Below are 24,867 nucleotides of genomic sequence, written 5' to 3' on the forward strand. Positions count from 1 at the left end.
ACCATTTTTAGAAAATATGCTACAATTAGCTAAATGATGAAAGGAAGTGTCTTAAATGACGAGTTGTATTTTTTGTCAAATCATTGAAGGGGCTGTGCCGAGCGCGAAAATTTATGAAGATGAGCATGTTTATGCATTTATGGATATTATGCCAGTGACCAAAGGACATGTCTTGCTCATCCCTAAAAAACATATCGAAAACATTTATGATTTTTCAGCCGAAGAAGCAGCTAATCTATATGCGGTAGCACCTAAAATTGCAAACGTTCTAAAAGAAGAGTTCAGACCAGCAGGCTTGAACTTACTCCAAAATAACGGTGCGCCAGCGGGACAAACTGTCTTCCACTATCACTTACACTTTATCCCACGTTATGACGAAACGGATGGATTCGATTTGTCTACTTGGGAATCCAAACAGAAAGAATTTACGCCAGACAAAATCCAAGAACTTGCTGAAGGAATCCGTGCTAAATTAGATCAATAAACATTTTGCTAAATATAAGCAACTGTTTTATTTGCTCCTCATCAAAATGCGTGGTTTAATTAAACTAGTAAAAGTTATACCAAATGTAAAGAAAGAGGTGCAAATACTCTATGAAAGCATCAACTTTTTTCCTCGGCCTTGCAACTGGTGCAATCGCCGCTGCAGTTACAGTTCTATATTCCACTCCGAAATCCGGAGACGAAATCAGATCCACTGTTAAAAATGCTGGTTCGGATTGGAAAGGAACATTTAATGATATTAAAGTAAAAGTAAATGACTTGAAAGGTTCTGTTGCAGATTTAGCACAGGACGCAAAAGAGCAAGTACCTGAAGCCATTGATGGCCTTAAACAATCTTTCGATCAATGGCAAGGGTCAAAACTACCGACCGAGAAAAGACTTGAAAGAGAACTAACAGCCATTCAAAACGCGCTAGATAGTTTAGAGCAATCCATTATCACGCATCAGAAATAACAAGTGTAAAGTAACACACTACCTTAGGGATACGAATCTGATAGAATTCGTATCCCTTTTCTTGTCTGCTTCTATCGGAATGCAAATGATTAGAACTATCATGGTATGTTTATTTAAAAAGAAAAAGGACTACAATTAAGATAGCGTCATTCCTATTATAAACCCTAAATTGAAAACATTATTAAGTTAAATACATTTTATCAAATAAAAGATTTTTGCAATTCTCACTTCTTTCTCCTTTGCTTTCTTGCTATAATGAGAGAAATACTTTAATGTAAGAAATACTTTTGGGAAAGCGGGTGCCTAGTATGTCAGAAGAAAAATACTCCTTGAAAGAAGCAATGATTTACAGCCAGCGCGTCGCACAACTATCGAAAGCGCTTTGGAAAGCGGTTGAAAAAGATTGACAGAAGTGGATAAAACCTTATGATTTAAATATTAACGAACATCATATTTTATGGATTTCGTACCATTTACAAGGTGCCACTATATCCGACGTTGCGAAATTCGGTGTCATGCACGTATCTACTGCCTTTAACTTTTCTAAAAAACTAGAGGAGCGCGGCTATCTTCGATTTTATAAAAAAGAAGAAGACCGCCGTAACACATATGTATCCGTCACGGATGAGGGAGAAAAACTCATTTTGGAAATGAATGAAAATTATTACCGTACGGAGCATGGCGTTTTAGAAGGCTCACTCCCAATAAAAGATCTTTACGGGAAATTCCCAGAACTTCTTGAAGTTATGTCCGTCGTGCGCAACATTTACGGAGATGATTTCATGGAAATTTTTGAACGTGGATTCGATAACCTCGAAAAAACTTTCGATGAAAAAGGTGTAAATTCAACAAAAACTGAAGCTTCAAAAGTAGAATCCGTTTTGTAAGTGTTCAATATTCCATTCTACGTTAAATTCTGTTATCATAACGAGTAGATGATTAAAGGAGGGGCAAGTCTTGATCCTAACGATTACAGTTTTGTTTTCATTATTTTATTTATACCAAATAAACAGAATGACTTATGCACTTTGCGAATCAAGGGAAATCCCCGAAGAAAAGCAATCCAAAATATACGGTACTGTCAACGTGCTCGTCACAATTTTGATTTTATCATTTTATGTTGAAGTATTCTTAGCTACATAAGAAAAAGTCCATCACCCTATTTCGGGAATGGACTTTTTTTATTAGGCTTCCTTTGATTTTATTGCCGCAAATCACTTTTTGCTCTAGGTCATTTGCTCAATAAACCACCTAATTTATTTTAGTATAAACAAGCCGCACCGACGATAATTAATAAAATGAACAACACTACGATTAGCGCAAATCCTGACCCGTACGAACCATGGTTATATCCGCTCATGCGAGCACCCCCTCTCTCACTGTATCCTATGCACCCAGTTAACAGGGTTTTAGGCAAATAGCCGGGATTTGATTTTGTTTTCAATCTGTCTTTGGGATATGTACAACCGGTGGATATTGACTTTAGGAGAGAAGAGTTATGAAGAAATATACTTCCATTAGATAAATAATAGAAAATAAACCGGATAATTGTAGAATATACTCTAAAATTACCCGGCTTTTTATTAGCGTTATGTCACTATTTATTTTTGGATTAAGTTTACTTATTCAAAGGTCGGCTTATAAAACGAGCGGTTCTCTAATGGGAAAATTCTTTCCGTAAATTCACCAGGCTTCGCTTGACTCAGTGCACGGTCTAACATATTCATTTTCGCATCAATATTATCGATGTAATGAAGCATTTCCGCCTCTTTTAACATTGGACGTTTCGGGCTGCCCCACTCTTCTTTACCATGATGCGACAACACCATATGCTGTAATAGCATCACTTCTTCGCCTTCAATGTTCAATTCTTCTGCCGCTTTCTCAATTTCATTGACCATAATCGTGATGTGTCCAAGCAAATTCCCCTCTACTGTATACTGCGTACCAATTGGTCCGGACAATTCAATCACTTTTCCAACATCATGCAAAATAATGCCTGCGTACAATAAATCTTTATTCAAGGAAGGATATAAATCAGCTAGCGCTTTTCCTAAGTTCAACATGGAAACAACGTGGTCGATTAAACCAGACACATAGTCATGGTGATTTCTCGTTGCTGCAGGGTACGTTTTAAAAGCTGTTTCATGTTTCTTTAATAAATGCCTTGTAATTCGTTGAATCTGTGGATTTTTCATTTCAAAAAAGAATGCCATCAGTTCTTCAAATAGCACTTCTTTACTTTTTTCAGAGGATGGAATTAAATCAGCAATCGTCACACCTTCTTCTTCTTTAGCCGGACGAATGGCTTTAATACGGAGTTGGTTTTTACCACGGTATTCATGAATATCTCCACCAACTCTCACAATCGTTCCCGCGCGATACGTTTCTACATGGGCATCTGTCGTATCCCATAATTTCGCCTCTAAATCTCCACTCTTATCTTGTAAAATGACCGTCATAAAGGGACTGCCTTTTGTCGTAATTCCTTTTGTTGCTTGTTTAATCATTAAATATAAATCGATTGATTCTCCTACTTGATAGTCCAGTAATTTTTTCATCACACATTCGCCCCCTGTTTGCTTCCAATCGTGGAAACATTAATAGCTGTTGCTTCTTGCCAATGATTTTTCATCTCTTCGTGGCAAGTAAAATAAATGAATTGATGTTCTTTTAATTGGTCCAATACTTTAATTATATGCGAAAGTCGGCTTTCATCAAAGTGAACAAATGGATCGTCCATTATAATTGGAAAAGGCGCGTCCTCAAAAATGGATACGGCAAGCGCTAATCGTAGTGAGATATACGCCTGTTCTTTCGTCGCTTGGCTGAGCTCAACAATTGGAAAATGCATACCCGTTTTGGACACAACTTCAAAATAACCTTGTTCTGTAATGACCATCGACTCATATTGACCGCCTGTTAATTTTTCAAATAGCTGTTCGGCTTCTTTTAATACATATGGGAATTTCTTCTCTTTTAAGTCGTTCATCATTTGCTGGATTGCTGAAGCAAGGGCTTTTTGGGATGCCCACTTTCTTGCAAGTTCCATAAATTGTGCACGTTCTACTTCAAATTGTTGTTGTAAGTTACTATACGTGGCATCCGTCAGCATATCATTTGTTTGATTGACAAGGGCCGCTTTTTCATCGATTAACTCATTGTACTCCTGTTCGATTTCCTCGATTGCCTTTTTCGTTTGAATCAGTGCTCTTTCTAAGTCGGCATCCGTGCAAGCAGAGTCAATTTCTATCTCGCCATTGACTGCTAATTGTAGTTCAATATTCACAAGTTGTTCTTGAAGTGCCTCTTTTTCATGTTGCATCCTGTTTGCTTGGTAAAACGCTTCTTCCGTTTCAACTTGTGCCTCCTCAAATAATGCCTGTTTATGCGTATTGAGCAAACTGACAAGTGCTTTTACTTCCTGCAACTCTTTTTCTAATTGTTGTTTTCTCGTCACTTGTATCTGCTGCCGCTCTATCCCTTGTGTCAGCTCATGATACGCTCTTCGAATAAATTCATATAATGCTTCTTGCGGGATAGAGTGTTGCAATACACGTTCACTCTCTATGAGTCGATGATGAATTTGTTCCGCTAAACGTTGCTGTTCGATATCAATATTTTCCATTTGGCGAATCGCTTCTTGCGTGTCACGAATCATGCGGAAAAGTTCTGGTATAATGCTAGCTGACGGCAATCCATCAATGCCATACTGAGCCAAAAATGACTGTAATAATGCCTCGGTTTGAATGCTCTTCTCCTCTAGTTCGCGATAAGTTATTTCTAAATGATACGCATCCTGTTCAGCACTGGCCAAATTCTCTTCCAGTTGGCGCTTATGTTTTTCATATGTTTCAACTTCCGAAAGAATCGTTTCGATTTCATACTCTTGTCCTTCATAAGTTGAGAGTATTGCTTGCATTTCTTCTAATTTAGGATCTTTTGTTTGTCTTTTCATTAAGAAAAAGGCAATGCCTGAAATAAGAACACTTATGAATAAAAATTCGAACTGCCTCGATAACATGCCGTACCCTGCTATTAAAAGCGTAAAGGCAAGAATTGCTACCCAAAAATTTTTGGAGGAATTTTGTTGCTGTTCATTTAATGTGACATAAGCTTTTGCCTCGGCCACCTGTTGACGAATTTTCGGCCACGCTTGCGCTTTTCTAACATCCTCTTCTGAAGGGGGTGTTAAGAATTGCGCTCTTTCCTTCATGCCTTCAATTTCTTCTCGCAACTTTTGAAGTTCGGCTTCTACAATTCCAAGTTCTTGATGATACGTTTTCATGTTCTCTAGCAACTCATACATTTCCTCTTCTTTTCGAATGGAAACGTCTGCTTGTAAAAGCCTCGTTACTTCCCCATCTGTTTGAATACCAAGCCGCGATAGAAATCGTTCTTTACGTTTCTTCACCTGTTCGTATTCACTTTTCAAAGCAGATGACGCGGAAAGCCAACGATGCCATTCGGACTCCATGGCGACCAACTGCTCCAAATCGGAAATTTTTTCCTCTTCCACTTTTTCCGATAATATTTCTTCTATTTTTTTAATTTCCTGTTCGATACTGATGTAAGACGCTTCTGAATCCGCAAGTTTATTCACAATTGACTCATAGCGTTCCATTCCGTCCGTTGGAAAACGAAGATCCTTCACAGAATTATATTGATGTTCAAGGTTTCGCTTTTTTAAATAAAGCGGTAAAACTTGCCGCTTGACCGTTAATTCCCCAACTTGGTCATTATACTCCCTTTTTTGTTCTCGTAACACCATCAATTGTTCATCAATTTCTTTAATTCGATGAACGGCTGGCGCATAATTTTCAAGCTTTCTTTGTTCTTCTAGGAGCTGAGTTTCCAATGTCCGCAGTTCGCTTAACTTCGCATTGATTGCTGGATTTCTGCCATTTTTCTTAAACAGTAAATCCATTTCTCTTTCCATCTTTGCTTCAACTTTCAATAAATCGTCAACACCCGTAGTCCCTGAAGCTAGGAGCGTACGACTCAATTCGTGTTCATCCATTTTCTCAAAACCTTGAAGTTGTAAAAGCGAGAAAGCAAAAATAGATTCAAACGAAGCACGATCATATTGCCTAAGCAGTTTATTTAACGCTTCCTGTTCACCTTTCTCTCCGTTTTCAAAATACACGGTGACATCTCCAGCTGATTTTCCACGAACCCGTTCTACAATACACTTTCCATATAGTTTGTCATCAAGATGAACTTGCCCACCGTATCTTCCACCCGACTTCGGCTCATAGCGTAAAAGTGGACTATTTCGAGCGGGAAAGCCGAATAAAATATGTAAAATGAATTGCTGAATCGTCGTTTTCCCCGCTTCATTATGTCCATAAAGTACGTTCATCGTCGGGCCGAGTTCAATCGTCACGTCTTCATGTTTTCCAAATCCATAAATGACTAACTTATCAATTTTCAAGAGCTACCTCACTTCCTTTCTGACAGTTCGGCAATCAGTCTTTTTTCTGCTTCAGTTCGAATGTCATTGAAGTCATCTTCCGTTAATCGTTCCAAGTATTTGAGGCTTCGTGCATGTTGATAAACGTCTTGTAATACGTCTTGCCATTGTTCCGACGTCCAACTTTCCATTGTTGATATAATTGGGTTTATGAGCGCCTCAGTGACATCATGATTTATAAACGTTCGCTCGTAACTTATACGGCTAATCCAAACAAACGGCTCTCGCTCTTGCAAAAATTCGCGTAATGTCATTAACCATTCTTCTTCAGTAGATTGGTTAAATAATTCCGCCGCATCTTCATCAATATCTATCATTTGAAGTTCTAAAATGGATGCACCTTGTTTCGCTTGGAAGGCGTCTAATTCTGTTGTGCAAACCTCAAACCATTGACCTGCATGTTTAATACCTGCACAAGAAATCGATATTTGCTCAAATACAATAGTCGAGGCAGGAACAAATTCGAGTTGTGCATCTCCTTTTGAGAGCGCCACTTCGTAAAATCCTTTCATGCCCCGTTCATTTCGATGTCGTCCTTGTAAATTACCTGGATACACAATCGGAGGTTCTTGATGAAGCTGTTGTCGTTTATGAATATGGCCAAGTGCCCAGTAATCATAGCGCTTTGACAGCAATGCTTCTTTCGTAAAAGGTGCATAGACTGCATGAGATTCATCGCCCACAAGACTCCCATGTAATAAACCGATATGAATTCCTTCCGATGGTGCCACCGGATACTGTTCAACCATCGCTTCACGAATATGACGTTCACCGTAACTAAAACCGTAAACATTGACCGTTTCGCCCCGAATATTCAACGTTCGTGCTCCTACTTTCTCATCAAAAACATGAACGTTTCCCGGTAAATCAAACCTTGTCCAATTCCCTTTCAAATGATCATGATTTCCATAAGAAATAAATACAGGAATATCAGCCTCATCTAACTTTTTCATTCCTTCTTGGAACTTTAATTGAGCGCGTAGACTCCTGTCTTCCCCGTCATAAATATCACCAACAATGAGCACAAAATCTGGTTTCGTTTTGATCGCATACTCTATTAAATCGGAAAATGCCTCAAACGTACTATTTCTTAGTTGGTCAAACCGTTCTATCGGTAAACCGGTCATCCCTTTAAATGGCGTGTCAAGATGTAAATCAGCTGTATGTAAAAAACGAAGCTTCGACAAAAGAATCCCTCCCCCTCGCACAACGAATATTTGTTCTTATTTTATCATAGATGATACGTTTCGTGAAACGCCTTCTATAATTATTGACTTTGTTTGGGGGCGAGAGGAATCCGCAAAAGAGGCAGCGGAATTCGTCGCGAAGGCGGAGTTCTAGGACAAGGGAGCGGAGTTCACAGTACTTAAAATAAAAAATCCACCTTCAAGCAAAGCACGTCGCTTTCTCTTATAGGTGGATGCATATTTAATTCATTATCATCCTACGAAATTTTTCAAATGGATTATTCTTTACCAAGCTGAATCGCTTTTTTAATATCTTTCAACGAGCGTGACGGGCCATACATCAAGACGCCGCCTTTGTACACGCGCGCACCAAACCAGCCAAAGATAAAAATGGTGATAAGCATAATCGCAATTGACAATATTGGCTCCCACATCGGCAAGTCAAGCATCCCAACCCGTAAAAACATGACGAGTGGTGCGAAGAATGGGATATACGATGTATACTTCAAGTACGCCAACTCAGGGTTGCCAATTCCCGCCGCTGCAAGCATAAACGCAATAATGATTAGAAATGTCATCGGCATAATCATTTGGTTTACATCTTCTGTACGACTGACGAGCGAACCTAAAAGTGCTGCAAGCGTTGCATATAAAAAATATCCAAGCAAAAAGAAAACGATCGCATAAATAATTGTCCCGACATCCAAGTTCGAAAAGCCAAAAAACATGAATAATCCGTCAACCATATCTGCTGAAGTAGTTTTCAATGCGATAAAAGCCGAAGCTCCGAGCAGCGCCATTTGTAATAAACCAAGTGTACCAATGCCCAGTACTTTGGCAAATAAATGTTTAACTGGTGACACACTCGAAATTAATATTTCCATCACACGTGAAGATTTTTCTGTGGCCACTTCCATTGCAATCATATTGGAATAAAAAATGACCGCAAAGTATATTAAGAACATTAATACATAAACAAGTCCGCGCGCTTGATTTAACTCTTCTTCAGACTTTGCAGAAGGCGAGAGGGAATGTGTCTCAAATTGAACCGGTGTAAATAATGTTTGCACTTGCTCCCCTGTCAAGGAAAGTTCTGCTGCTTTCAATTCCGTTTGGATCGATTGGAGCGCATCTTCAATCATCATGGGAAGCATATATTCCATTGAACTCATTGTGTAATAAGTGGATTCGATTGTATTGTCAGCTGTTAAATCAATCACAACTAACGAGTCAATTTTATCGTTTCTCACTTCCTCGATTAAGACCTCTTTATCTTTCGTACTTAAATTCAACGTAACTTCTGACTCATTAAGCATAAATTGTGCTTCTAAACTTTCAAATACTTGGCCACTTTCATCGAAGACATATAAAATCTCTTCAGAACTTTCGCCACCTATCTTTTTAACTGTATCAATAATCGAAGTCATGTTGGCTAATAAAAATATACCGGCAATCATAATTGCGGTCGTAATAATAAACGACTTCGTTTTTCCCTTCGTGACGAATGCCTGCTTGAAAATCAGCATAAATTCACGCATGTACGTTCCCCACCTTTTCAATGAAAATATCTTGTAAGGATGGTTCTTCAATCGCAAAATGACGAATTGCCCCGAATCGTAATGCAGCTTCCAAAAGCGCATGAGCTACTTCTTCTGTTTCGACTTGAAAGACAGCACCTTCGATTGACTTTTGTATTGAAGTAACTCCTGCGATATTGGCAAGTGAAGATAAGTCATGTTCCGAGTGGATTCGAACATTTTGCTTGCCGAATGACCGCTTTACTTCTCGTAATGAACCATTCACAACTTGTTTTCCATGATGAATAATGCTTAGTTGTTCACATAACTCTTCAACGTGATCCATGCGGTGACTTGAAAAAATGATTGTCGCCCCATTGTTTCTAAATTCGAGAATTGCATTTTTCAGCATTTCAACGTTAACAGGGTCTAATCCAGAAAACGGTTCGTCTAAAATGAGTAATCGTGGCTGATGTATAAGTGAGGCGATGACCTGAATTTTTTGTTGATTACCTTTGGAGAGCTCTTCTACCTTTTTATTCGCATAATGAGGGATTTCCATTCTCTCCAACCATTGTTTCAATGCAGCTTTCGCATCCGCTTTTTTCATGCCTCTTAATTGCCCGAGGAAAATCAACTGATCTTCAACTTTCATCTTTGGATAAAGCCCTCTTTCTTCCGGCAAATAACCAATTTCTGGGCTAGTCGCATAGGAAATAGCTGAATCATTCCACGTAATTCTTCCTTCATTTGCATTTAATAAGCCTAAAATCATTCGAAACGTTGTCGTTTTTCCAGCTCCATTCGCGCCTAAAAATCCATACATTATTCCTTGTTCAACCGATAATGTTAAATTATCAACGGCTGTAAAATTACCAAAACGTTTCGTTACGTTCTCTAGTTGCAAACTCATGACAAATTTCCTCCCTTTCATCCATACTAAGCATATACGAATTTCTATGATAGAAGTTTCAATTTTATCGCTGAATTAATGTTTTGTACGCTCAAAGCTGCTAAATTTATGGAAGAGATGAATTACATCAGCTACGTTCGGGAGAAAATAAAGCTAACCGAAATTTGATTCGTGCTTAAGTCATGCATACTACAGGTAGTGTCTACTTTACATTCGATGCGCGTCAAGCCGATTTTACAAGTTCCATTTTAAAATCTTTCATAGTATACTAAAAGCAGTCAATGAATGGGGGAGAGAAAATCATGAAAGTGTACAAACTAACAGCATACGAATCAAATGGAACTGTCATTATGGATGAATCTGTTGAAGCTGGTAATGATGAAGAGGCAAAAGAAAAAGGACATGCGATTCTGGAAGAAAAAAATCTACTCGAATCTACGCATCGTCTGGCATCTCCAACCGGGAAACTGATCCTATTTCATAGCTAATGTTTTTGGTAACGACACAATTTTCGAGAGATTTTTTAAAATTGCGTCGTGTGATGTTGATACATGTAAACTGATGATTAGAAGAGGTGTTGTTATGAAGATTGCTTTAATCGCCCATGACGAAAAGAAGAATGAGATGGTCAACTTCACCATTGCATACGAACATTTTTTTCAAAAGCAGGAGCTTTATTCGACGGGCACAACGGGTAAAAGAATTATGGCCGAGACGAACTTAAAAATCGAACGGTTAATGTCAGGACCTTTAGGGGGCGACCAACAAATCGGGGCGATGATTGCAACGGATGACATCGATTTAATTATTTTCTTCCGCGATCCGCTCACGGCTCAACCCCACGAACCAGACGTAAGTGCTTTGCTGCGACTTTGTGATGTTTACCGAATTCCACTCGCAACAAATAGCGCAACCGCCGAGCTTCTTCTTAAGTCGATTGAAAGCGGCGATTTTGATTGGCGAAAACATATGAAGCAATAAAAAAATACCAGGTATATACTCGACAGTCACTCGGGTACATACTCGGTATTTTTGATTGATACAAAAACACCGAACACCTCCTAGTTAGATGGTGTTCGGTGTTTTTATTACTCTCCTACAAACACAGGCTTTCTTTTTTCAACAAAAGCTTTTATTCCTTCTATATGATCAGTTGTTTTCCGCATCGCGATTTGTGATTCACTTTCCAACTTAAGAATATTTTCGAGATCTGCGATTTTACCGTCGTGCAATATTTTCTTCGTTGCAATCATTGCCGCAATTGGCGATGCTAATAACTTTTCTGCATAAAGTTTGCCAGCTTTTAATGCCTGCCCTTCAACGACAATTTCATCAGCTAAGCCGACTTCTAGCGCTTCTTTCCCTTGCATCACTTTCCCGGACCAAATGATTTTCTTCGCTTCCGGAACGCCCACACGTTCCTTTAAGAAAAAGTGTCCTGCCCCATCAGGCACTAAGCCAATTCCGATAAAGTTCATCGCTAACTTACTTTCTTCCTCTGCGATAATATAATCGCATCCTAACACTAAACTAAATCCTAATCCTGCCGCTGCGCCATGGACAGTTGCAATTGTAATTTGCGGTAAACGATATAATGCTAGCGCTAAGCGAGATACGTCTACCATCACTTTATCAATTTCCATCGGCCGCGTCGGATCTACCATTTTCTTAATATCTCCTCCTGCCGAAAATGCCCGTCCTTCCCCATGGATTAGCAATACTTGCACAGATTGATCTTGCTGTAGTGCTTCAAAAGCATCTGCTAACTCTTTCATCATTACCTCATCCATCGCATTCATCGCATCTGGACGATTAAGGATTAACTGTGCTAAACGCCCTTCTTTTTTTAACTTTATTGTCTGATATGACAATTCCCCCACCTCTTTCAAATAAATGAATAGTGATTCACTTAATACTATTCGACTTACTTAACTAAACTCCTTTATTTTTTGTTCCTAAAATAGAAAAACTCTTTCATGCGGAGTATCATTTTTTCTCCACATAAAAGAGTTTCATTCATCTACACTGGTTTTTCCACAGTCGGGAAAATCGCATCTAAGTGTGCTAATTTCTTCTCAATCGATTCGTCATAAGTCATAATATAAGCTGCTGGATCTTTCGGATTGTAAAACTGTGTAATCTTCCCTGTTTCCGGGTGAATAAATTTACTCGAGGCTCCACAACCAACACCAATAATCGTCTGCACTTCTTCCATAATGACGATATTATATATACTTTCCTCACCTGGTTTTGAGTACCCTACATTCTCCAAGTTGCCTAAGATATTTTTTTGACGATATAAGTAATAAGGATGGTAGCCGTTTTCAGCAGTCCATTTCTCACCGCGCTTCATCATTCGTTCCACCGTTTTGCGGTCCGCAACTTTATATCGCTCTCTATTTTGTGACATTGCAGATGCCCGCTTAAATGATAATGTATGAATTGTAAGCGACTCAGGCTGCATTTTCGCCGTTTCTTGCAAGGAATGTTCAAATTCTTCCATGCCTTCATTGGGCAATCCGATAATTAAATCCATATTAATGTTTTTCATGCCCATATTTCTAGATAGCCAAAACTTATCAATTGTCTCTTGAACCGTATGATGGCGACCAATTGCCTTTAACGTTTCATCTGTATAAGATTGCGGATTGACACTGATTCGGTCTATGCCCCATTTCTTCAACACGTCAATTTTTTCAGGCGTGATTGTATCCGGGCGACCTGCTTCGACAGTGATTTCCCTTACTTTGTCCATATTTGGGAATGAATCATACATCGTTTTGTATAAGGCATCCATTTCTTCTGCTTCAATGGAAGTTGGTGTGCCACCGCCAAAATAAATCGTTGTGATGGTCATATCCTTTTCAGATAACCATTTCCCCATTTCACGAATTTCTTCGTGCAAGCCATCTAAAAATGAATCGACTCGTCCATTTGTTCGACGAATGGCATAAGCAGGAAACGTACAATACGCACATTTTGTCGGACAAAATGGAATTCCGATATAGATACTCACTTCTTTTTTCAAGTCATATAAGTCTGGGACTGCTTTCTTTTGAATTGAGGCGATATGCGCAAGCAATTCACTTTTTTCGCGAGACACTCGGTAGTTCGTCATCAAGTTTTCAATCGCTTGTTCTGAACTAAGCCCTTCTTGACGATATTTATGATAAAGTTTCATCGGACGGATGCCCGTTAATATCCCCCAAGACTGTGTCATCTCAGTTGCTTGTTCCAATACTTCCAAGAAAACATGTGAATGAATACGCTTTAGTTGACGATTGATGAGCCTTTGTTCCCCTTCAACTGCTTGTTCCGAAAACGTTGCGACAAACTCAGACTCTTTTGTAATGAGTTTTGCCTGTCCAACAATTTCACCATTCGGCTGATGCTCAATTGTAAAGTGAACATCCATCGCTTCAGAATCTTCCTTTGTAATAATTTCACATTGCTCGAAGAATAAATTCGCCAAATGTGCAAACATCCGAATCCAATCTTCCGCAAATGATGCATCTACTTTTATTTTTTGCATAGTTACCAACCTTTAACGTTGTAGTCTCAAACATTGTATCAAATCCACTCTATAAAAGAACAATAAAAAACCGGCAAATGCCGGTTTTAGTTTATGATTAAAGCTTCTCATAAAACTCTTGAACAGGTTTCATAAGTACACGGTTCACTTCTTCAAGAAGTCCGCTTAATTTCATTTCAGCTTGAAGCATGTTCATAATTTTTTCATTGCCTTGTGCAAGTTGCGCAACTTTTTGTGCGTGCTCTAATTCATCGCCGCCAATTTCCTCACCTTGCATTTGTTTTTCTTGCATTTGCATTTGAATTTCACGGAAGTTTTTAAACATTGCTAGTGCCTCTTCATCAGCCGCTACAACATCTACTGCTTCTTTCACTTCAGCAAATTCTGCTGTTTTTCTGAACGTTGCTTCTAATCGGTTTAAATCGTCGTAAATGTTTACTGTCATTTTGTAGTTCCTCCTAAGATAAGTTCGTTACAAAAACAATTAGGCCTTGTACGATTCCAATCGCTCCCCCGAGCACTGCACCAAGCACAGTAATCATTTTAAACTCTCTTCTAGAAATACCGAGCACTAAATCTTCTAGTACTTCTACGGGGAATGAATTGACCTGTTCTCTAACCATATCATCTATTTTTAACTTACGTAAAGACTTTTCTAATTGCAATTCTGCTTGGTCAAACGCAAACCTTGTTAAAGTCGGTGTCAAATTGACTGCCGTCCAGTTTGCCCCATTCGGCCAATAGGCGGATAATGGTTGTTGTAAACGTCTTTCCACATCCAATTCCCTTTTCGCGTACTCTGTCACGGAATTAAATAAGCCATCCCAATCAAAATCCGCGAGCAGTTCATCAACAGGACGTTTCTGTAGTTTTGTCCATTCATTGACAATAATAGTGTTCAGCATTGTGAAAGTACCCGGTGCTGCAATAAATTTCAACGCTTCCTTCTGCACTTTGCTGACCAATTTATCGGACTCTCCGAAAAACATATTCACCATACTTCCAAGTGTCCCTTTCGATGCAAGAAAATCATCGATTAACTTTTGAAGCATTGCTCTTCCTTCAGAAGATTGAAAATACCCATCCGCTTGTTGCAATATATACGTTGTCACTTGTGGGATTTTCTTCTCTGCTTCTGAAAGCCACGCTTCTGGAAGTACTTCTTCAACCGTCCCCGTCGTTAATCTTGTACGAACGGTTTCCAGTTGGTCATTTAATACCGACAATGCTTTCTGTTCTGCTTTATCTGCAATATTCGTAGCACCCGCGAGTTCGAACCAATCATGGATCGTTCGGTCAGACTCAAAAATATACGTTTCTAATTTCTCTTGAAGGAAGTTCTCCGTTTTCTCTTCCATTTCAGGTGTAAATAATTTCTTCTTAAATGTTTCAGGGGTTAATAAATAGTTCGTAACCGTTTTCCCTAATTGTCTTGCAAGCTCATCCCGACGTTTCGGAATTAACCCAGGCGTAAAAGGAACACGCCACGAACCGATATATTTTGCTTCATGTGGTCGAAATAGCATTTTAATGGCCAAATGGTTCGTAAACCCACCAATTAATGCGCCAATCAATGCCATAAACAACAATGTCCATAAAAAGTTCAATCGCTTCACCTTTTTCCGTGTCGTTACATTCCAATTATAACAGAATTGTGTCGAACGGAAAAACTTGGCGCACATTTTATGATTTATAAAGCGTTATACATCGTTGAAAACCGGATCGCATGTTCCATTTCATCATGCATGGCAATAAAGATTGGATTATACGCTTGTTGAATCGGCACGGTCAGCAGCATGAGCTTATACGTTTCAATACCTTCTAATTCATCAAGAAGTGCTTGTTTTGCACCGTCTTTTAATGCATAGCAAGGTAAACGTTTCTTCGGATTTTGAACAAATGACCCAGTCAGCATATAATGGAGTTGTTGCAACATTTCGTAATGACTTTTTTCATCTTCATAGGCATGTTCAATAAAAGCTTTCCAAAGCGGATCATCTGTTAATTTGTACATCGATTTATAGTAATGATACGCTCTGTATTCATCCTCAATGGACTGTTTTAATTGATCAATAAACACTTGAGCACCCTCTCGCATGTCTTTATTCTTAAGTTATGCGATAGACGTACATCATATGAAAGGGGAAATTAAATATGCTACAACATTTTCAGTACAAATCTATGTTTGAAAATACGCAATTACCAGGTTGGACATTTTCCTTCTTCTTCAAGAACAACAGATACGCAGGTGAATATTTACCAGACGGACAAATTAACTGGATAGGTGAGACGCCGTTTGAAGAGGAGAATGTAAAGAAGATGATTCATGAATTAATGACTTTTCATGTGTACGACTGAACATGTACATAGTTTTGTTGGAAGTGAATTTTTGTGAGTGAATACGAAACGGAGAATTCTTATTTTTTCATTTTTGATTCAAATTTTAATCATTGTAGGGATTATTGCTGTCCTGCTATTAATCTTTCTTTTTTCAAGAAAAAGAAAATAAATCCAAGCTCGCGAAAATGACCGATTAGCGACCGGATCAACAAAAAAAATGGGTAATCTCTACAAAAAAAGAGGTTACCCCTTACAAAACGAAAAATCACCGACAGATCGAATAAGTCTTGTTGCATCAGTCACTTGACTAAGGCCAACCTCGTCAAAGATCAACCTGTGGTTCAAATGCTAAAATACTTATTGCCTTTTACGTTCTTCGAAATGGTCGCCCCTACGCGCGAATAGACCTATTTTATAAAACCGAGCTTCAAACCATCCCCGATTTCAATGATGACCTCATGACCAACGAATGTTAATGTCTCCATACCACTCTGCGTCATCGCCACACGATTTTCATTGTTTTTGATTTCTTTTGGGATACCAATTCTCATTTCCAGTCCTCTTAAGCATTTTTCATATAAGTTTTGCACTTTTTTTCATTAAGAATCGTTGCGCTTTCACTCCAATTAATAACATAATTCGCCAGTACATTCGTCACTTCTACGACGCTATCCAAGTGGACACATTCATCGGGCCCATGCATATTTTCGCCAACTGGACCAAAACAAAGTCCTTGTTTACCGTAATACTGTGTAAACCGTGCGTCATTTCCAGACGCTCTTCCGATAATATCTACTTTGCGATTCATGACATCCTCCGCGGTCTCTTGAAATAGTTTTACGAAAGGATCTTCGGGATTTTGATACCATGGATCCGTCGACCATCCGAACCACTCAAGCATCGGAGGATTTTTATCCATCCACTCATCACCTTCAACAGCTTTCATAATCGTATTGTGCACAAGCTGTTTAATATCATGACGGGTTTCTCCTGGGATGAACCCGATCCGGCCTTCTAGCGTCGCCTTCCCCGGAACAGTTGAAACCCAATCGCCGGCATTCAACACGCCTAAATTTAAATGGACAGATTGACCTGAACCTTTTTCATACAACTCAAACTTCACATTATTTGCCCGCAAGTCATTCAGCTTATCCAATGCATTGAAGATTTTCATCATTTTTGAGATCGCATTTATACCTTCATGCGCTAAACCAGCATGAGCTGTCCTTCCTATTACATGCACACGGAAGTACATGATACCTGCGTGGGAAATCGTCATGTTTAAGTTATGAGGTTCAGTAGAAATATATCCATCCGTTAGGAATCCTTCTTCTAAACAAGCTAAAGTTCCCCCGCCACCACCCGCTTCTTCTTCAATGACGGAATGCAATTGAACGTCTCCGGCAATCGGATAACCTAAATCAATTAACGCTTTCAATGCAAACCAATTCGAAATAAGTCCCGCTTTCATATCCGCTGAGCCTCGGCCATATAACTTGTTTCCGATGATATCGCCCCCCCACGGATCTCTCGTCCAGTTTGCCAAAGGTTCGGGCGAAACGACATCTACATGTCCATTGATTGTTAAGGATTTCCCCATCTTCTTACCTTTATAGATACCGATAATATTTCTTCGATTTTCAAATGGAATACCTGAATCTATAAACGCTTCGTGGGAAGATACCTTTTCATAGTTCGGCTCGACCTCATGAACGATTAAGTTAAGCTCTTCATATTTCTTCTTCATGTAAGCTTGCATTTCCTGTTCGTTACCTACAACACTTTTAATGCGTACAACTTCTTGAATAGTCTTGAATAATTCTTCTTTGTTGTCATTAATATACTTTCGAATTTTCTCTTTCAACCTTATCTCTCCTCGTGTGCGCATGTTTACAAAAAAGAAGAAAATTCTTCGAGCGGCTTTCTTCCCCCTGATACTCCTTCACCCAGCTAGTTTTTAACAATCTCTTCATCCGCTAAATTAATACCTTCAATCGTACTCCCAACAACAAGTTCTTTCTTCTTGAAGACTTCCGAGACAACTGAATCATCTTCAATAGCATCCATACTGCCCAGCTCTTTTCTAAAGAATTTCGTGATAAATAGCATATAGATGACCCCGATGACAATCCAGACGAGACCGCCGATAAATGCATCAGCATGTAAGTGTGACCAAAGAAGTCCTGTACTTAAAGCACCTAGTGTCGGCATGATGAGGTATTTGAATGTACCACTTGCCGTTCTTCTTTTTTGACGAATATAGAAATGGACAATGACCGATAAGTTCACAAACGTGAATGCAATTAATGCACCGAAGTTAATGACGGAAGCAATTAATTCCAAATCCGGTCCTACCGCAAATAGTGAGACGGCTCCCGTCAACACGATTGTAAAGACTGGTGTTCTGAACTTTGGATGTAACTTACCGAAAGTTTTTTTCGGAAGCACCCCGTTTCGACCCATAACGTATAACAAACGCGATACACTTGCATGCGATGCTAATCCCGAAGCAAACGTCGCTCCAAATGCGCCTGCTAGGAAGATTAGTTGAAATACTTGACCACCTACATAAAGTCCGATTTCAGGCAATGTATCATCCAACATATTAAACCTCGACACATCTGGGAATAGCGCTTGAGTGAAATAAGATGCGACGAAGAAAATCAAACCGCCGATCATGACAGTCAATAAAATTGCTCTTGGCACAGTCGATGTGTCTTTCGCTTCTTCCGTATACATCGTGATTGCGTCAAAACCGATGAATGAGAACGCAACGACGGTTGCCCCAGTCAAGATAGCCGCCAGTTCCATATTCCCATTAGTCAAGGGATTGATTGTGAGCAGTGTCCCTTCCCCCATCCCATTGGCAAATTGAAATGTCGCAAGAATCAAGAATGTCCCAATGAGCACAAGTGTAAAAACAACGAGTATCATGTTCACGCTTGACGTGGATTGCATACTGTACATATTAATGGCCGTAACGAGCACGACGTAAGAGATAACCCAAATCCAAACCGACACATTCGGAAATAATGACTCCATATAAATTCTGATAATCAAAGCATTGACCATAGGCAGCAGTAAATAATCCAATAACGAAGCCCATCCTACAAGGAATCCTAAATGAGGTCCCATCGTTTCCCGGGCGTATGTGTAGGCTGAACCAGCCTGCGGAAACGCTTTGACCATCTTTCCATAACTGATTGCCGTCAATACCATGACGACCAATGCCACCAGATATGCGGTCGGGACAACCCCATTCGTCAGCTTTGAGACAATCCCGAATGTATCGAAGACGACTGTCGGTGTCATATATCCAAGTCCAAGTGCGACAATTGCCCAAACCCCAAGAGATCTTTTCAGTGTGGTTCTCTCCACCATCCATCCCCCTCTATTTTCCAATTGACAGATTGCTAACTTCCTTCGTTGTTAAACAGGTTCATCGAGATTTAACGATAAAGCTTTCTTGTTAAAACTTTTCTTCATGGAAAATAAATAGATCATTCCGATTCCGAACCAAATGCCACCCAGTATTTTGGAATAAGCATCTAGATTGAAAAGCAGCCAAGCTGTCATAGACGCCCCGATTAAAGGAATGATTAAATACATGATGACTCCTTTAAACGAACGTTCTTTTCTTTTTATGAAGTACAAAGCAATTACTGAAAGGTTGACTGCAGTAAAGGCCAGCAGTGCACCAAAATTAATGAAAGATGCGATAAACGTTAAACTTAAAAACAAAGCGGATAAGGATAGGAAGCCGATGAGTAAAATATTGTTCACTGGGGTTTTTGTCTTTTCATCCAGTTTGCCAAAAAATGTTTTAGGCAATTGTCCATCCCGTCCCATTGCATATAAAACACGTGCAGCACTTGCCTGTGAAGCGGAAGCTGAACCGAAAACGACCAAAGCTGTTATCGCTAAAAATGCAGCTTGCAAGGCATTCCCACCAACCAATAAAATAATTTCATTAGCAGCCGCGTCGGCATTTGTAAAACCTTTATAATTCGGCCAAATATTGTGTGCGATGTAAGATACGGTGATGAAACATAGTCCCCCGATGATCGTAACTAGAAAAATAGCGCGTGGTATATTCTTTTCGGGATTTTTCACTTCTTCTGAAAAAGTGGATACCGAATCGAAGCCCAAGAAAGAGAAGCATAACAATGCGGCACCCGCGACAATAAATTTAAATGATTCATCTGCCCTAAAAAATGGTTCGAGATTCACCAACATCCCCGTTCCTGTACCTTGTAAAATTGATTTAATCGACAACACACAGAATACTGCAAGGAATAGCAATGACAGACCAATCACAATCATGTTGACGTTCGCTCCGAGCTTAACACCTTTGATGTTCACAAATGTAACGATGACAATTAATAGAAGTATCCAAACAAACGATGGAATCTCCGGTATTGCCGCGGAGAAAAATATCCCGAACAATAAAAAGTTGACCATTGGAATGAAGAGATAATCCATCAAAATCGCCCACCCTACTAAAAAGCCAACATGTGAGTTTATCGCTTTTTGGGCATACGTGTAGGCGGATCCAGAAACCGGGTATGCTTTAGCCATTTGCCCATAGCTATGAGCCGTAAACAACATGACAATTAATGCAAGGACATACGCCCCGGCAACCATGCCGTGTGATAGTTGCGAGGCGATTCCATACGTGCTAAATACTGTCGTTAAAGCCATAAATGCCATTCCATAAACAACGACTGCGGTTAGTGAAAGTGACCTCGATAATCGAACGTTTTCTTTCATTTTGTATCCACTCCATCACGTATAGTGTCAAAAAGATGAATAAGTCCATAACCGGCTTAGGGTGACTGAATAATCAGTAATAATGAGGGAAACACGCCCCACGGAAGGTACTATACTATAAGAACCTGTCAGAATAGATTTATACATCTACATATAAATCGCTTCTATTGAAAACAACGTCTCCATCCATGATTGTTAACACCACCTCGATAGCTTGTAACTTCTCGACTGGAACATCAAATGGGTTTTGATCCAATACAATTAAATCGGCGAGCTTTCCTTCTTCCAATGTCCCTAGCTCATTCTCCCTAAATGAACTATAAGCTGCTCCCCTTGTATAAGCCTTTAACGCATCCGCCAAAGTCACTTGCTCTTTTTCATTCCACACTTCTTTTTTGGTGAAATCCATTCTCGTGACAGCATGATAAATTTCTTTTAGCGGATCTAATGTCGTAATTGGATAATCGGTTCCAAAGGCGATTTGTTCAACAGCATCATGTAAAGTTTTACAAGGATAGATGTACGGTGCTTTCTCTTCTTGGACACGTAATGTATGACTTTCCTTCGGCATGAGTGCCAAATGTGATGGCTGGATAGATGGTATGACACCAATCTCTTTAAACCTTGGAATATCCATCGGGTGGATTACTTCGATATGCTCTAACGCATGGCGGGAATCTCTTTTCCCGTTTATTTGCCGAGCTTCCTCGAAAAGATCTAAACCGAGTCGAACTGCCCCGTCTCCAATCGAATGAAAACGGATTTGAAACCCTTCCTTGTCAGCAGTCAATACCCAATCCCTCATCGTCTCTTCAGAAAAAGCCGGACTCCCCTTCGTCACTGGGCGGTCGACATAAGGGTCAAGCATATAAGCTGTATGACCTGTCACGACACCGTCGATAAATTGTTTAAGCCCTGTAAACCTCAACTTTTCCGATGTGTATGTTTCACGCATCACTTTCGCTTGTTCAATATCCCCGTCCAAGGCTGGGTAGAGGTGGATACGTGTCGTCAATTTTCCTGTTTCATCAAATGCTTTATACATATCCCAATTTTTCAAACGGTCAAAGCTGCTCGCATACAAATCATTGACTGAGGTTACCCCTAATTGTGTGGCTTGTACTAAAAAGGCTTCGAGCAGTTCCTTTTGTTTTTCCTCAGGCATCGCAAGCGCGATATCTGACACCAAATTCGTGGCCGTCTCAATCAATATCCCTGTTATTTCCCCTCCATCATCCTTCTCTATGGCGCCGTACTCCGGATCGGCTGTTTCTTTTGTAATGCCGGCAACGTCCAACGCCTTTGTGTTTACCCATGTGTAATGTCCTTCAGCATGGAAGAGAATCGTCGGTCGATCTGAAACGGCATCATCTAAATGAAATCGATTTGGAAATTCTTGAACATCCCAATTCGTTTGGTCCCAACCATATCCAAAAATCCACTCATCCTCTTTCTTTTCATCTGCAAACTGCTTAACAAGCGCTGAAGCCTCTTCCGCTGAACGGACTTTTGATAGGTCTATACTTGCATGCGTAAAAAGACTCCCTAACATCAGATGGAGATGTGCATCGTGAAACCCGGGCATGATTAATTGATTTCCAAAATCAGACTGCTCTGTATTCGGCCCTACGGATGACTGAAGTTCCTCTTTTGTTCCGATAGCTAAAATTTTATTGCCTTTAATGGCAAGCGCGGCTGGCTTTGGTTCATTGTCTAATCCCGTGAAGATTGCCTCGCTCGAAATAACTTTATCTGCAAAAACCATTTCAACTACTCCCCCGCTTATTTTTTCAATACCCATTCAATCAATTAGGAAACACCTAATTATGGTAACGCTTACATTTTTTATAAATACATCCCAACTGGTGAGTACAAATTCTGGACATCAACGATTTTTAGTAGCGCTTTATAGTCTGTATTCTTCGTTTTCCCATTCCATAAGTGTCGCGTATTCCAATGACTCCTCATCCCCAGGTAAATAATTCGCAATCACTTTATTCAGTTTAAACCCATTTTTCGATTGGAATGTTAAAACCGGATCATATATATTCCCTCTAATCACTTCTTGCGCATACTTTACTGCACTCATTTGCTCGGCATATTTGTAATAGAAAGGCATCCGGCCGCCAATCAAAATATTTTCCAAGTTCAAGTCTTTACAAATCCTTTTTCGTTCCTCATAAAGGCGACGGCCTAATTGCATTCCTCTAAATTGTTTATTCACCCCGACTTCTATGCCGTAAAGATTACGTCCTTTCGCATTATGATTACGGATATACCCTAAATCGCAAATCTCATAATAAGTATGTTTTTCTCCGTAATCTTCGAAATTCACAATTAAACTTAAAGCCGTTCCAACAATTTCACCTTTATATTCAACACAAATTTGACCTTCTGGAAATAACTCCAACTGACTGACAAAGTGTTCATGTTTCAATGACATATCCGGTCCGAAGCATTTCGCGGAAAGAGCAGCGACCTCATCAAGATCTTCTAGTACAATGTTGCGCACAACGATTTCTTGAACGTTATTATCCAATTTTACATTTGTCATACCCTATAACTCCTTTTCGTTTGTCGGTATTCTTGAAATCATTAAGACGACTGGTCATGACATCGAGATGCGTTGCCGTTTCCTGCATACGCATCTCAAAAGATTTAACTACACTTCCCTCAGTTCAATGTCTTTCTAAACTCTGTGATTGCTTCATCAATAATCCGAATCATTTTATTAATTTCTTCCTTATTAATGATTAATGGCGGCGCGATGGCAACAATTTGGTTTTGTCCTCCGAGTGCCCTTAAAATCAATTTACGATCAAAACAAGCATCGACAACTGCGTTTGCCGGGAATACAGTGGAGTTAAAAAGCTTTCCTTTTTCTGGATCTTCGTATAGTTCAAACGCTGCTAACAGACCGATTGCCCGGATATTTGTAACAATCGGATGCTTCTCTTCCAAGAATTTCAGACCTTTTTTCAATTCAAGCTCCATCTCTTTTGTATTTTCTACAATCCGATCTCGCTCCATAATCTCAATATTTTTCAATGCGACCGCACATGCCGTTGGATGTCCGCTATATGTGAAACCGTGTGGGACGACAGCATCGAAGCTTGCAATTGTTTCTTTGATTTCATCATTCATCATGACTCCGCCAAGTTGGGTATATCCGCTTGTCAATCCTTTGGCAATGGACATCATATCAGGGACGACATTCCAATTTTCTACACCGAAAAACTTTCCAGTCCGTCCAAAACCAGTAATCACTTCATCTGCCAAGAACAAAATATTGAACTCATCACATAAATCACGAACCGCTTTCAAGTAACCTTCCGGTGGAATATTTACACCGCCCGCCCCTTGAACAGGCTCGAGAATGATTCCTGCTATTGTATCTGCGCCTTCTCTTTCAATCGTTGCTCTAATTGAATCTTCGTAGTTCAGAGCAGTTTTATCGCCGCGTTCACTCTCCGTTAGAAATGCAGTTGCACGAATCACCCCATCAATATTGGATCCTGAAAAACTATGGAATGACGGAATTCCTGTTGCTGTTTGTGCGGCCACCGTCACTCCGTGGTATGCATTATTCAGTGCGATGAACTTCCTTTTTGCTGGTTGTTTTTTCAACTCCCAATAAAAACGGGCAAGTTTAATCGCAGTATCGTTTGATTCGGATCCGCCTGACGTATAAAAAACGCTATTTAAATCACCGGGGGCTAATGACGCCAACTTTTCTGCAAGTCGGATTGCAGGTTCGTTTGAAAAACCTTTAAATTGTGATGTATAGGCAAGGGTGGATAATTGTTTATTCCCTGCCTCAGCGAGCTCCTGATTGCCATGTCCAATGTTCACATTCCAAAGCATTGACATTCCATCGATATACTCTTCACCATCCGTACTCGTAACTGTAACTCCATGACCTTCTGCAAAGATGATTGCCGGTCCATCTTCCACGAACGCTTTCGGGTTTGTCGCTGGATGCAGGAAATGCTTTTTATCCAGTTCTGCCAATTCCACAGTTTTTGAATGTTGTGTTGTATTTTTCGTCGTCATTGATAAGCCTCCCATTTTTTTATTTAGGCAATATAGTCCGCTTTGTATTTACCGACTATATCTTTACTAACGAGAAACATAGTCTTACAAATACCACTACATTTACTAGCGTAAATCCCGTTTGC

The 24,867-nt window shown here is 39.7% G+C and carries 23 protein-coding genes and 2 pseudogenes; 7 read left to right on the forward strand and 18 right to left on the reverse strand.

What is annotated here, in order from left to right:
• Positions 1 to 55 precede the first annotated feature (55 nt).
• From AB1H92_RS12860 to AB1H92_RS12875, 4 genes and pseudogenes are all read left to right on the forward strand, one after another.
• On the forward strand, positions 56 to 484 hold the full coding sequence (locus AB1H92_RS12860) for an HIT family protein (protein ID WP_115362884.1): 429 nt from the start codon (positions 56 to 58) through the stop codon (positions 482 to 484).
• A gap of 110 nt (positions 485 to 594) precedes the next feature.
• Complete coding sequence (locus tag AB1H92_RS12865) at positions 595 to 957, forward strand: YtxH domain-containing protein (protein ID WP_115362886.1); 363 nt, start codon at positions 595 to 597, stop codon at positions 955 to 957.
• Between the two features lie 308 nt (positions 958 to 1,265).
• A pseudogene (locus tag AB1H92_RS12870) lies at positions 1,266 to 1,844 on the forward strand (HTH-type transcriptional regulator Hpr).
• 70 nt (positions 1,845 to 1,914) lie between these two features.
• Positions 1,915 to 2,100, forward strand: a complete 186-nt coding sequence (locus AB1H92_RS12875) for a hypothetical protein (protein ID WP_115362888.1) — start codon at positions 1,915 to 1,917, stop codon at positions 2,098 to 2,100.
• A gap of 118 nt (positions 2,101 to 2,218) precedes the next feature.
• Here the strand turns inward: AB1H92_RS12875 and AB1H92_RS12880 are convergent, their stop codons facing one another.
• The 6 genes from AB1H92_RS12880 to AB1H92_RS12905 form a co-directional block, all read right to left on the reverse strand.
• Positions 2,219 to 2,317 (reverse strand): YjcZ family sporulation protein, encoded by a 99-nt coding sequence (locus AB1H92_RS12880; protein WP_115362890.1) that lies wholly within the window; start codon positions 2,315 to 2,317, stop codon positions 2,219 to 2,221.
• Positions 2,318 to 2,579: 262 nt separating this feature from the next.
• Complete coding sequence (yhaM, locus tag AB1H92_RS12885) at positions 2,580 to 3,518, reverse strand: 3'-5' exoribonuclease YhaM (protein ID WP_115362892.1); 939 nt, start codon at positions 3,516 to 3,518, stop codon at positions 2,580 to 2,582.
• Complete coding sequence (locus tag AB1H92_RS12890) at positions 3,518 to 6,391, reverse strand: AAA family ATPase (protein WP_115362894.1); 2,874 nt, start codon at positions 6,389 to 6,391, stop codon at positions 3,518 to 3,520. Before AB1H92_RS12890 ends, yhaM begins: the two co-directional genes overlap by 1 nt.
• An 8-nt stretch (positions 6,392 to 6,399) precedes the next feature.
• Positions 6,400 to 7,617: a DNA repair exonuclease gene (locus tag AB1H92_RS12895; RefSeq protein WP_115362896.1), complete on the reverse strand. Its 1,218-nt coding sequence runs from the start codon at positions 7,615 to 7,617 to the stop codon at positions 6,400 to 6,402.
• Positions 7,618 to 7,895: 278 nt separating this feature from the next.
• The gene (locus AB1H92_RS12900) at positions 7,896 to 9,155 is read right to left on the reverse strand and encodes an ABC transporter permease (protein WP_115362898.1); all 1,260 of its coding nucleotides are present in this window, start codon (positions 9,153 to 9,155) and stop codon (positions 7,896 to 7,898) included.
• Positions 9,148 to 10,047, reverse strand: a complete 900-nt coding sequence (locus AB1H92_RS12905) for an ABC transporter ATP-binding protein (RefSeq protein ID WP_115362900.1) — start codon at positions 10,045 to 10,047, stop codon at positions 9,148 to 9,150. The genes AB1H92_RS12900 and AB1H92_RS12905 overlap by 8 nt, the downstream gene beginning before the upstream one ends.
• Positions 10,048 to 10,349: 302 nt before the next feature.
• On the opposite strand from AB1H92_RS12905, the gene AB1H92_RS12910 reads away from it, so the two are divergent.
• Together AB1H92_RS12910 and AB1H92_RS12915 are read left to right on the forward strand one after the other, a co-directional pair.
• The gene (locus AB1H92_RS12910) at positions 10,350 to 10,535 is read left to right on the forward strand and encodes a YhzD family protein (RefSeq protein WP_115362902.1); all 186 of its coding nucleotides are present in this window, start codon (positions 10,350 to 10,352) and stop codon (positions 10,533 to 10,535) included.
• A gap of 94 nt (positions 10,536 to 10,629) precedes the next feature.
• A complete protein-coding gene (locus AB1H92_RS12915; protein ID WP_115362914.1) occupies positions 10,630 to 11,028 on the forward strand; it encodes a methylglyoxal synthase in 399 nt (132 codons plus the stop codon).
• 107 nt (positions 11,029 to 11,135) lie between these two features.
• Here AB1H92_RS12915 and AB1H92_RS12920 read toward each other — a convergent pair whose 3' ends face one another.
• The 5 genes from AB1H92_RS12920 to AB1H92_RS12940 form a co-directional block, all read right to left on the reverse strand.
• Positions 11,136 to 11,918, reverse strand: a complete 783-nt coding sequence (locus AB1H92_RS12920) for an enoyl-CoA hydratase (RefSeq protein WP_115362916.1) — start codon at positions 11,916 to 11,918, stop codon at positions 11,136 to 11,138.
• 149 nt (positions 11,919 to 12,067) lie between these two features.
• Positions 12,068 to 13,579, reverse strand: a complete 1,512-nt coding sequence (locus tag AB1H92_RS12925; protein ID WP_115362917.1) for a coproporphyrinogen III oxidase — start codon at positions 13,577 to 13,579, stop codon at positions 12,068 to 12,070.
• A gap of 97 nt (positions 13,580 to 13,676) precedes the next feature.
• A complete protein-coding gene (locus tag AB1H92_RS12930; protein WP_115362919.1) occupies positions 13,677 to 14,024 on the reverse strand; it encodes a YlbF family regulator in 348 nt (115 codons plus the stop codon).
• Positions 14,025 to 14,037: 13 nt separating this feature from the next.
• On the reverse strand, positions 14,038 to 15,195 hold the full coding sequence (locus AB1H92_RS12935) for a DUF445 family protein (RefSeq protein ID WP_311157246.1): 1,158 nt from the start codon (positions 15,193 to 15,195) through the stop codon (positions 14,038 to 14,040).
• 74 nt (positions 15,196 to 15,269) lie between these two features.
• Positions 15,270 to 15,659 (reverse strand): ferritin-like domain-containing protein, encoded by a 390-nt coding sequence (locus tag AB1H92_RS12940; RefSeq protein WP_115362921.1) that lies wholly within the window; start codon positions 15,657 to 15,659, stop codon positions 15,270 to 15,272.
• A gap of 74 nt (positions 15,660 to 15,733) precedes the next feature.
• Between AB1H92_RS12940 and AB1H92_RS12945 the strand changes: the two genes are divergently transcribed.
• Positions 15,734 to 15,937, forward strand: a complete 204-nt coding sequence (locus AB1H92_RS12945; RefSeq protein ID WP_115362923.1) for a YheE family protein — start codon at positions 15,734 to 15,736, stop codon at positions 15,935 to 15,937.
• A 398-nt stretch (positions 15,938 to 16,335) separates the two neighbouring features.
• Here the strand turns inward: AB1H92_RS12945 and AB1H92_RS12950 are convergent.
• The 7 genes and pseudogenes from AB1H92_RS12950 to AB1H92_RS12980 form a co-directional block, all read right to left on the reverse strand.
• Positions 16,336 to 16,470 (reverse strand): annotated as a pseudogene (locus tag AB1H92_RS12950) (alanine dehydrogenase); the annotation flags it as partial.
• Between the two features lie 11 nt (positions 16,471 to 16,481).
• Positions 16,482 to 17,783 (reverse strand): ArgE/DapE family deacylase, encoded by a 1,302-nt coding sequence (locus AB1H92_RS12955; protein WP_166739459.1) that lies wholly within the window; start codon positions 17,781 to 17,783, stop codon positions 16,482 to 16,484.
• Between the two features lie 86 nt (positions 17,784 to 17,869).
• Complete coding sequence (locus AB1H92_RS12960) at positions 17,870 to 19,300, reverse strand: APC family permease (RefSeq protein WP_172481053.1); 1,431 nt, start codon at positions 19,298 to 19,300, stop codon at positions 17,870 to 17,872.
• A 48-nt stretch (positions 19,301 to 19,348) separates the two neighbouring features.
• Positions 19,349 to 20,689: an APC family permease gene (locus AB1H92_RS12965; RefSeq protein ID WP_115362932.1), complete on the reverse strand. Its 1,341-nt coding sequence runs from the start codon at positions 20,687 to 20,689 to the stop codon at positions 19,349 to 19,351.
• Positions 20,690 to 20,828: 139 nt separating this feature from the next.
• Positions 20,829 to 22,454 carry an amidohydrolase gene (locus tag AB1H92_RS12970; protein WP_115362934.1) on the reverse strand — a complete coding sequence of 542 codons (1,626 nt, stop codon included), beginning with the start codon at positions 22,452 to 22,454 and terminating at the stop codon, positions 20,829 to 20,831.
• A gap of 141 nt (positions 22,455 to 22,595) precedes the next feature.
• Positions 22,596 to 23,243 (reverse strand): GNAT family N-acetyltransferase, encoded by a 648-nt coding sequence (locus tag AB1H92_RS12975; protein WP_115362936.1) that lies wholly within the window; start codon positions 23,241 to 23,243, stop codon positions 22,596 to 22,598.
• Between the two features lie 119 nt (positions 23,244 to 23,362).
• Positions 23,363 to 24,742: an aspartate aminotransferase family protein gene (locus AB1H92_RS12980; protein WP_115362938.1), complete on the reverse strand. Its 1,380-nt coding sequence runs from the start codon at positions 24,740 to 24,742 to the stop codon at positions 23,363 to 23,365.
• Positions 24,743 to 24,867 lie beyond the last annotated feature (125 nt).

Source organism: Sporosarcina pasteurii, from assembly GCF_041295575.1.
GTDB lineage: Bacteria > Bacillota > Bacilli > Bacillales_A > Planococcaceae > Sporosarcina > Sporosarcina pasteurii.

Excerpts from the sequence above, each read along its gene's own strand:
- AB1H92_RS12860 (WP_115362884.1), top strand. The coding sequence starts at position 56 with ATGACGAGTTGTATTTTTTGTCAAATCATTGAAGGGGCTGTGCCGAGC.
- AB1H92_RS12865 (WP_115362886.1), top strand. The coding sequence starts at position 595 with ATGAAAGCATCAACTTTTTTCCTCGGCCTTGCAACTGGTGCAATCGCC.
- AB1H92_RS12880 (WP_115362890.1), bottom strand. The coding sequence starts at position 2,317 with ATGAGCGGATATAACCATGGTTCGTACGGGTCAGGATTTGCGCTAATC.
- yhaM (WP_115362892.1), bottom strand. The coding sequence starts at position 3,518 with ATGAAAAAATTACTGGACTATCAAGTAGGAGAATCAATCGATTTATAT.
- AB1H92_RS12900 (WP_115362898.1), bottom strand. The coding sequence starts at position 9,155 with ATGCGTGAATTTATGCTGATTTTCAAGCAGGCATTCGTCACGAAGGGA.
- AB1H92_RS12905 (WP_115362900.1), bottom strand. The coding sequence starts at position 10,047 with ATGAGTTTGCAACTAGAGAACGTAACGAAACGTTTTGGTAATTTTACA.
- AB1H92_RS12910 (WP_115362902.1), top strand. The coding sequence starts at position 10,350 with ATGAAAGTGTACAAACTAACAGCATACGAATCAAATGGAACTGTCATT.
- AB1H92_RS12915 (WP_115362914.1), top strand. The coding sequence starts at position 10,630 with ATGAAGATTGCTTTAATCGCCCATGACGAAAAGAAGAATGAGATGGTC.
- AB1H92_RS12925 (WP_115362917.1), bottom strand. The coding sequence starts at position 13,579 with ATGCAAAAAATAAAAGTAGATGCATCATTTGCGGAAGATTGGATTCGG.
- AB1H92_RS12930 (WP_115362919.1), bottom strand. The coding sequence starts at position 14,024 with ATGACAGTAAACATTTACGACGATTTAAACCGATTAGAAGCAACGTTC.
- AB1H92_RS12945 (WP_115362923.1), top strand. The coding sequence starts at position 15,734 with ATGCTACAACATTTTCAGTACAAATCTATGTTTGAAAATACGCAATTA.
- AB1H92_RS12960 (WP_172481053.1), bottom strand. The coding sequence starts at position 19,300 with ATGGTGGAGAGAACCACACTGAAAAGATCTCTTGGGGTTTGGGCAATT.
- AB1H92_RS12965 (WP_115362932.1), bottom strand. The coding sequence starts at position 20,689 with ATGAAAGAAAACGTTCGATTATCGAGGTCACTTTCACTAACCGCAGTC.
- AB1H92_RS12970 (WP_115362934.1), bottom strand. The coding sequence starts at position 22,454 with ATGGTTTTTGCAGATAAAGTTATTTCGAGCGAGGCAATCTTCACGGGA.
- AB1H92_RS12975 (WP_115362936.1), bottom strand. The coding sequence starts at position 23,243 with ATGACAAATGTAAAATTGGATAATAACGTTCAAGAAATCGTTGTGCGC.
- AB1H92_RS12980 (WP_115362938.1), bottom strand. The coding sequence starts at position 24,742 with ATGACGACGAAAAATACAACACAACATTCAAAAACTGTGGAATTGGCA.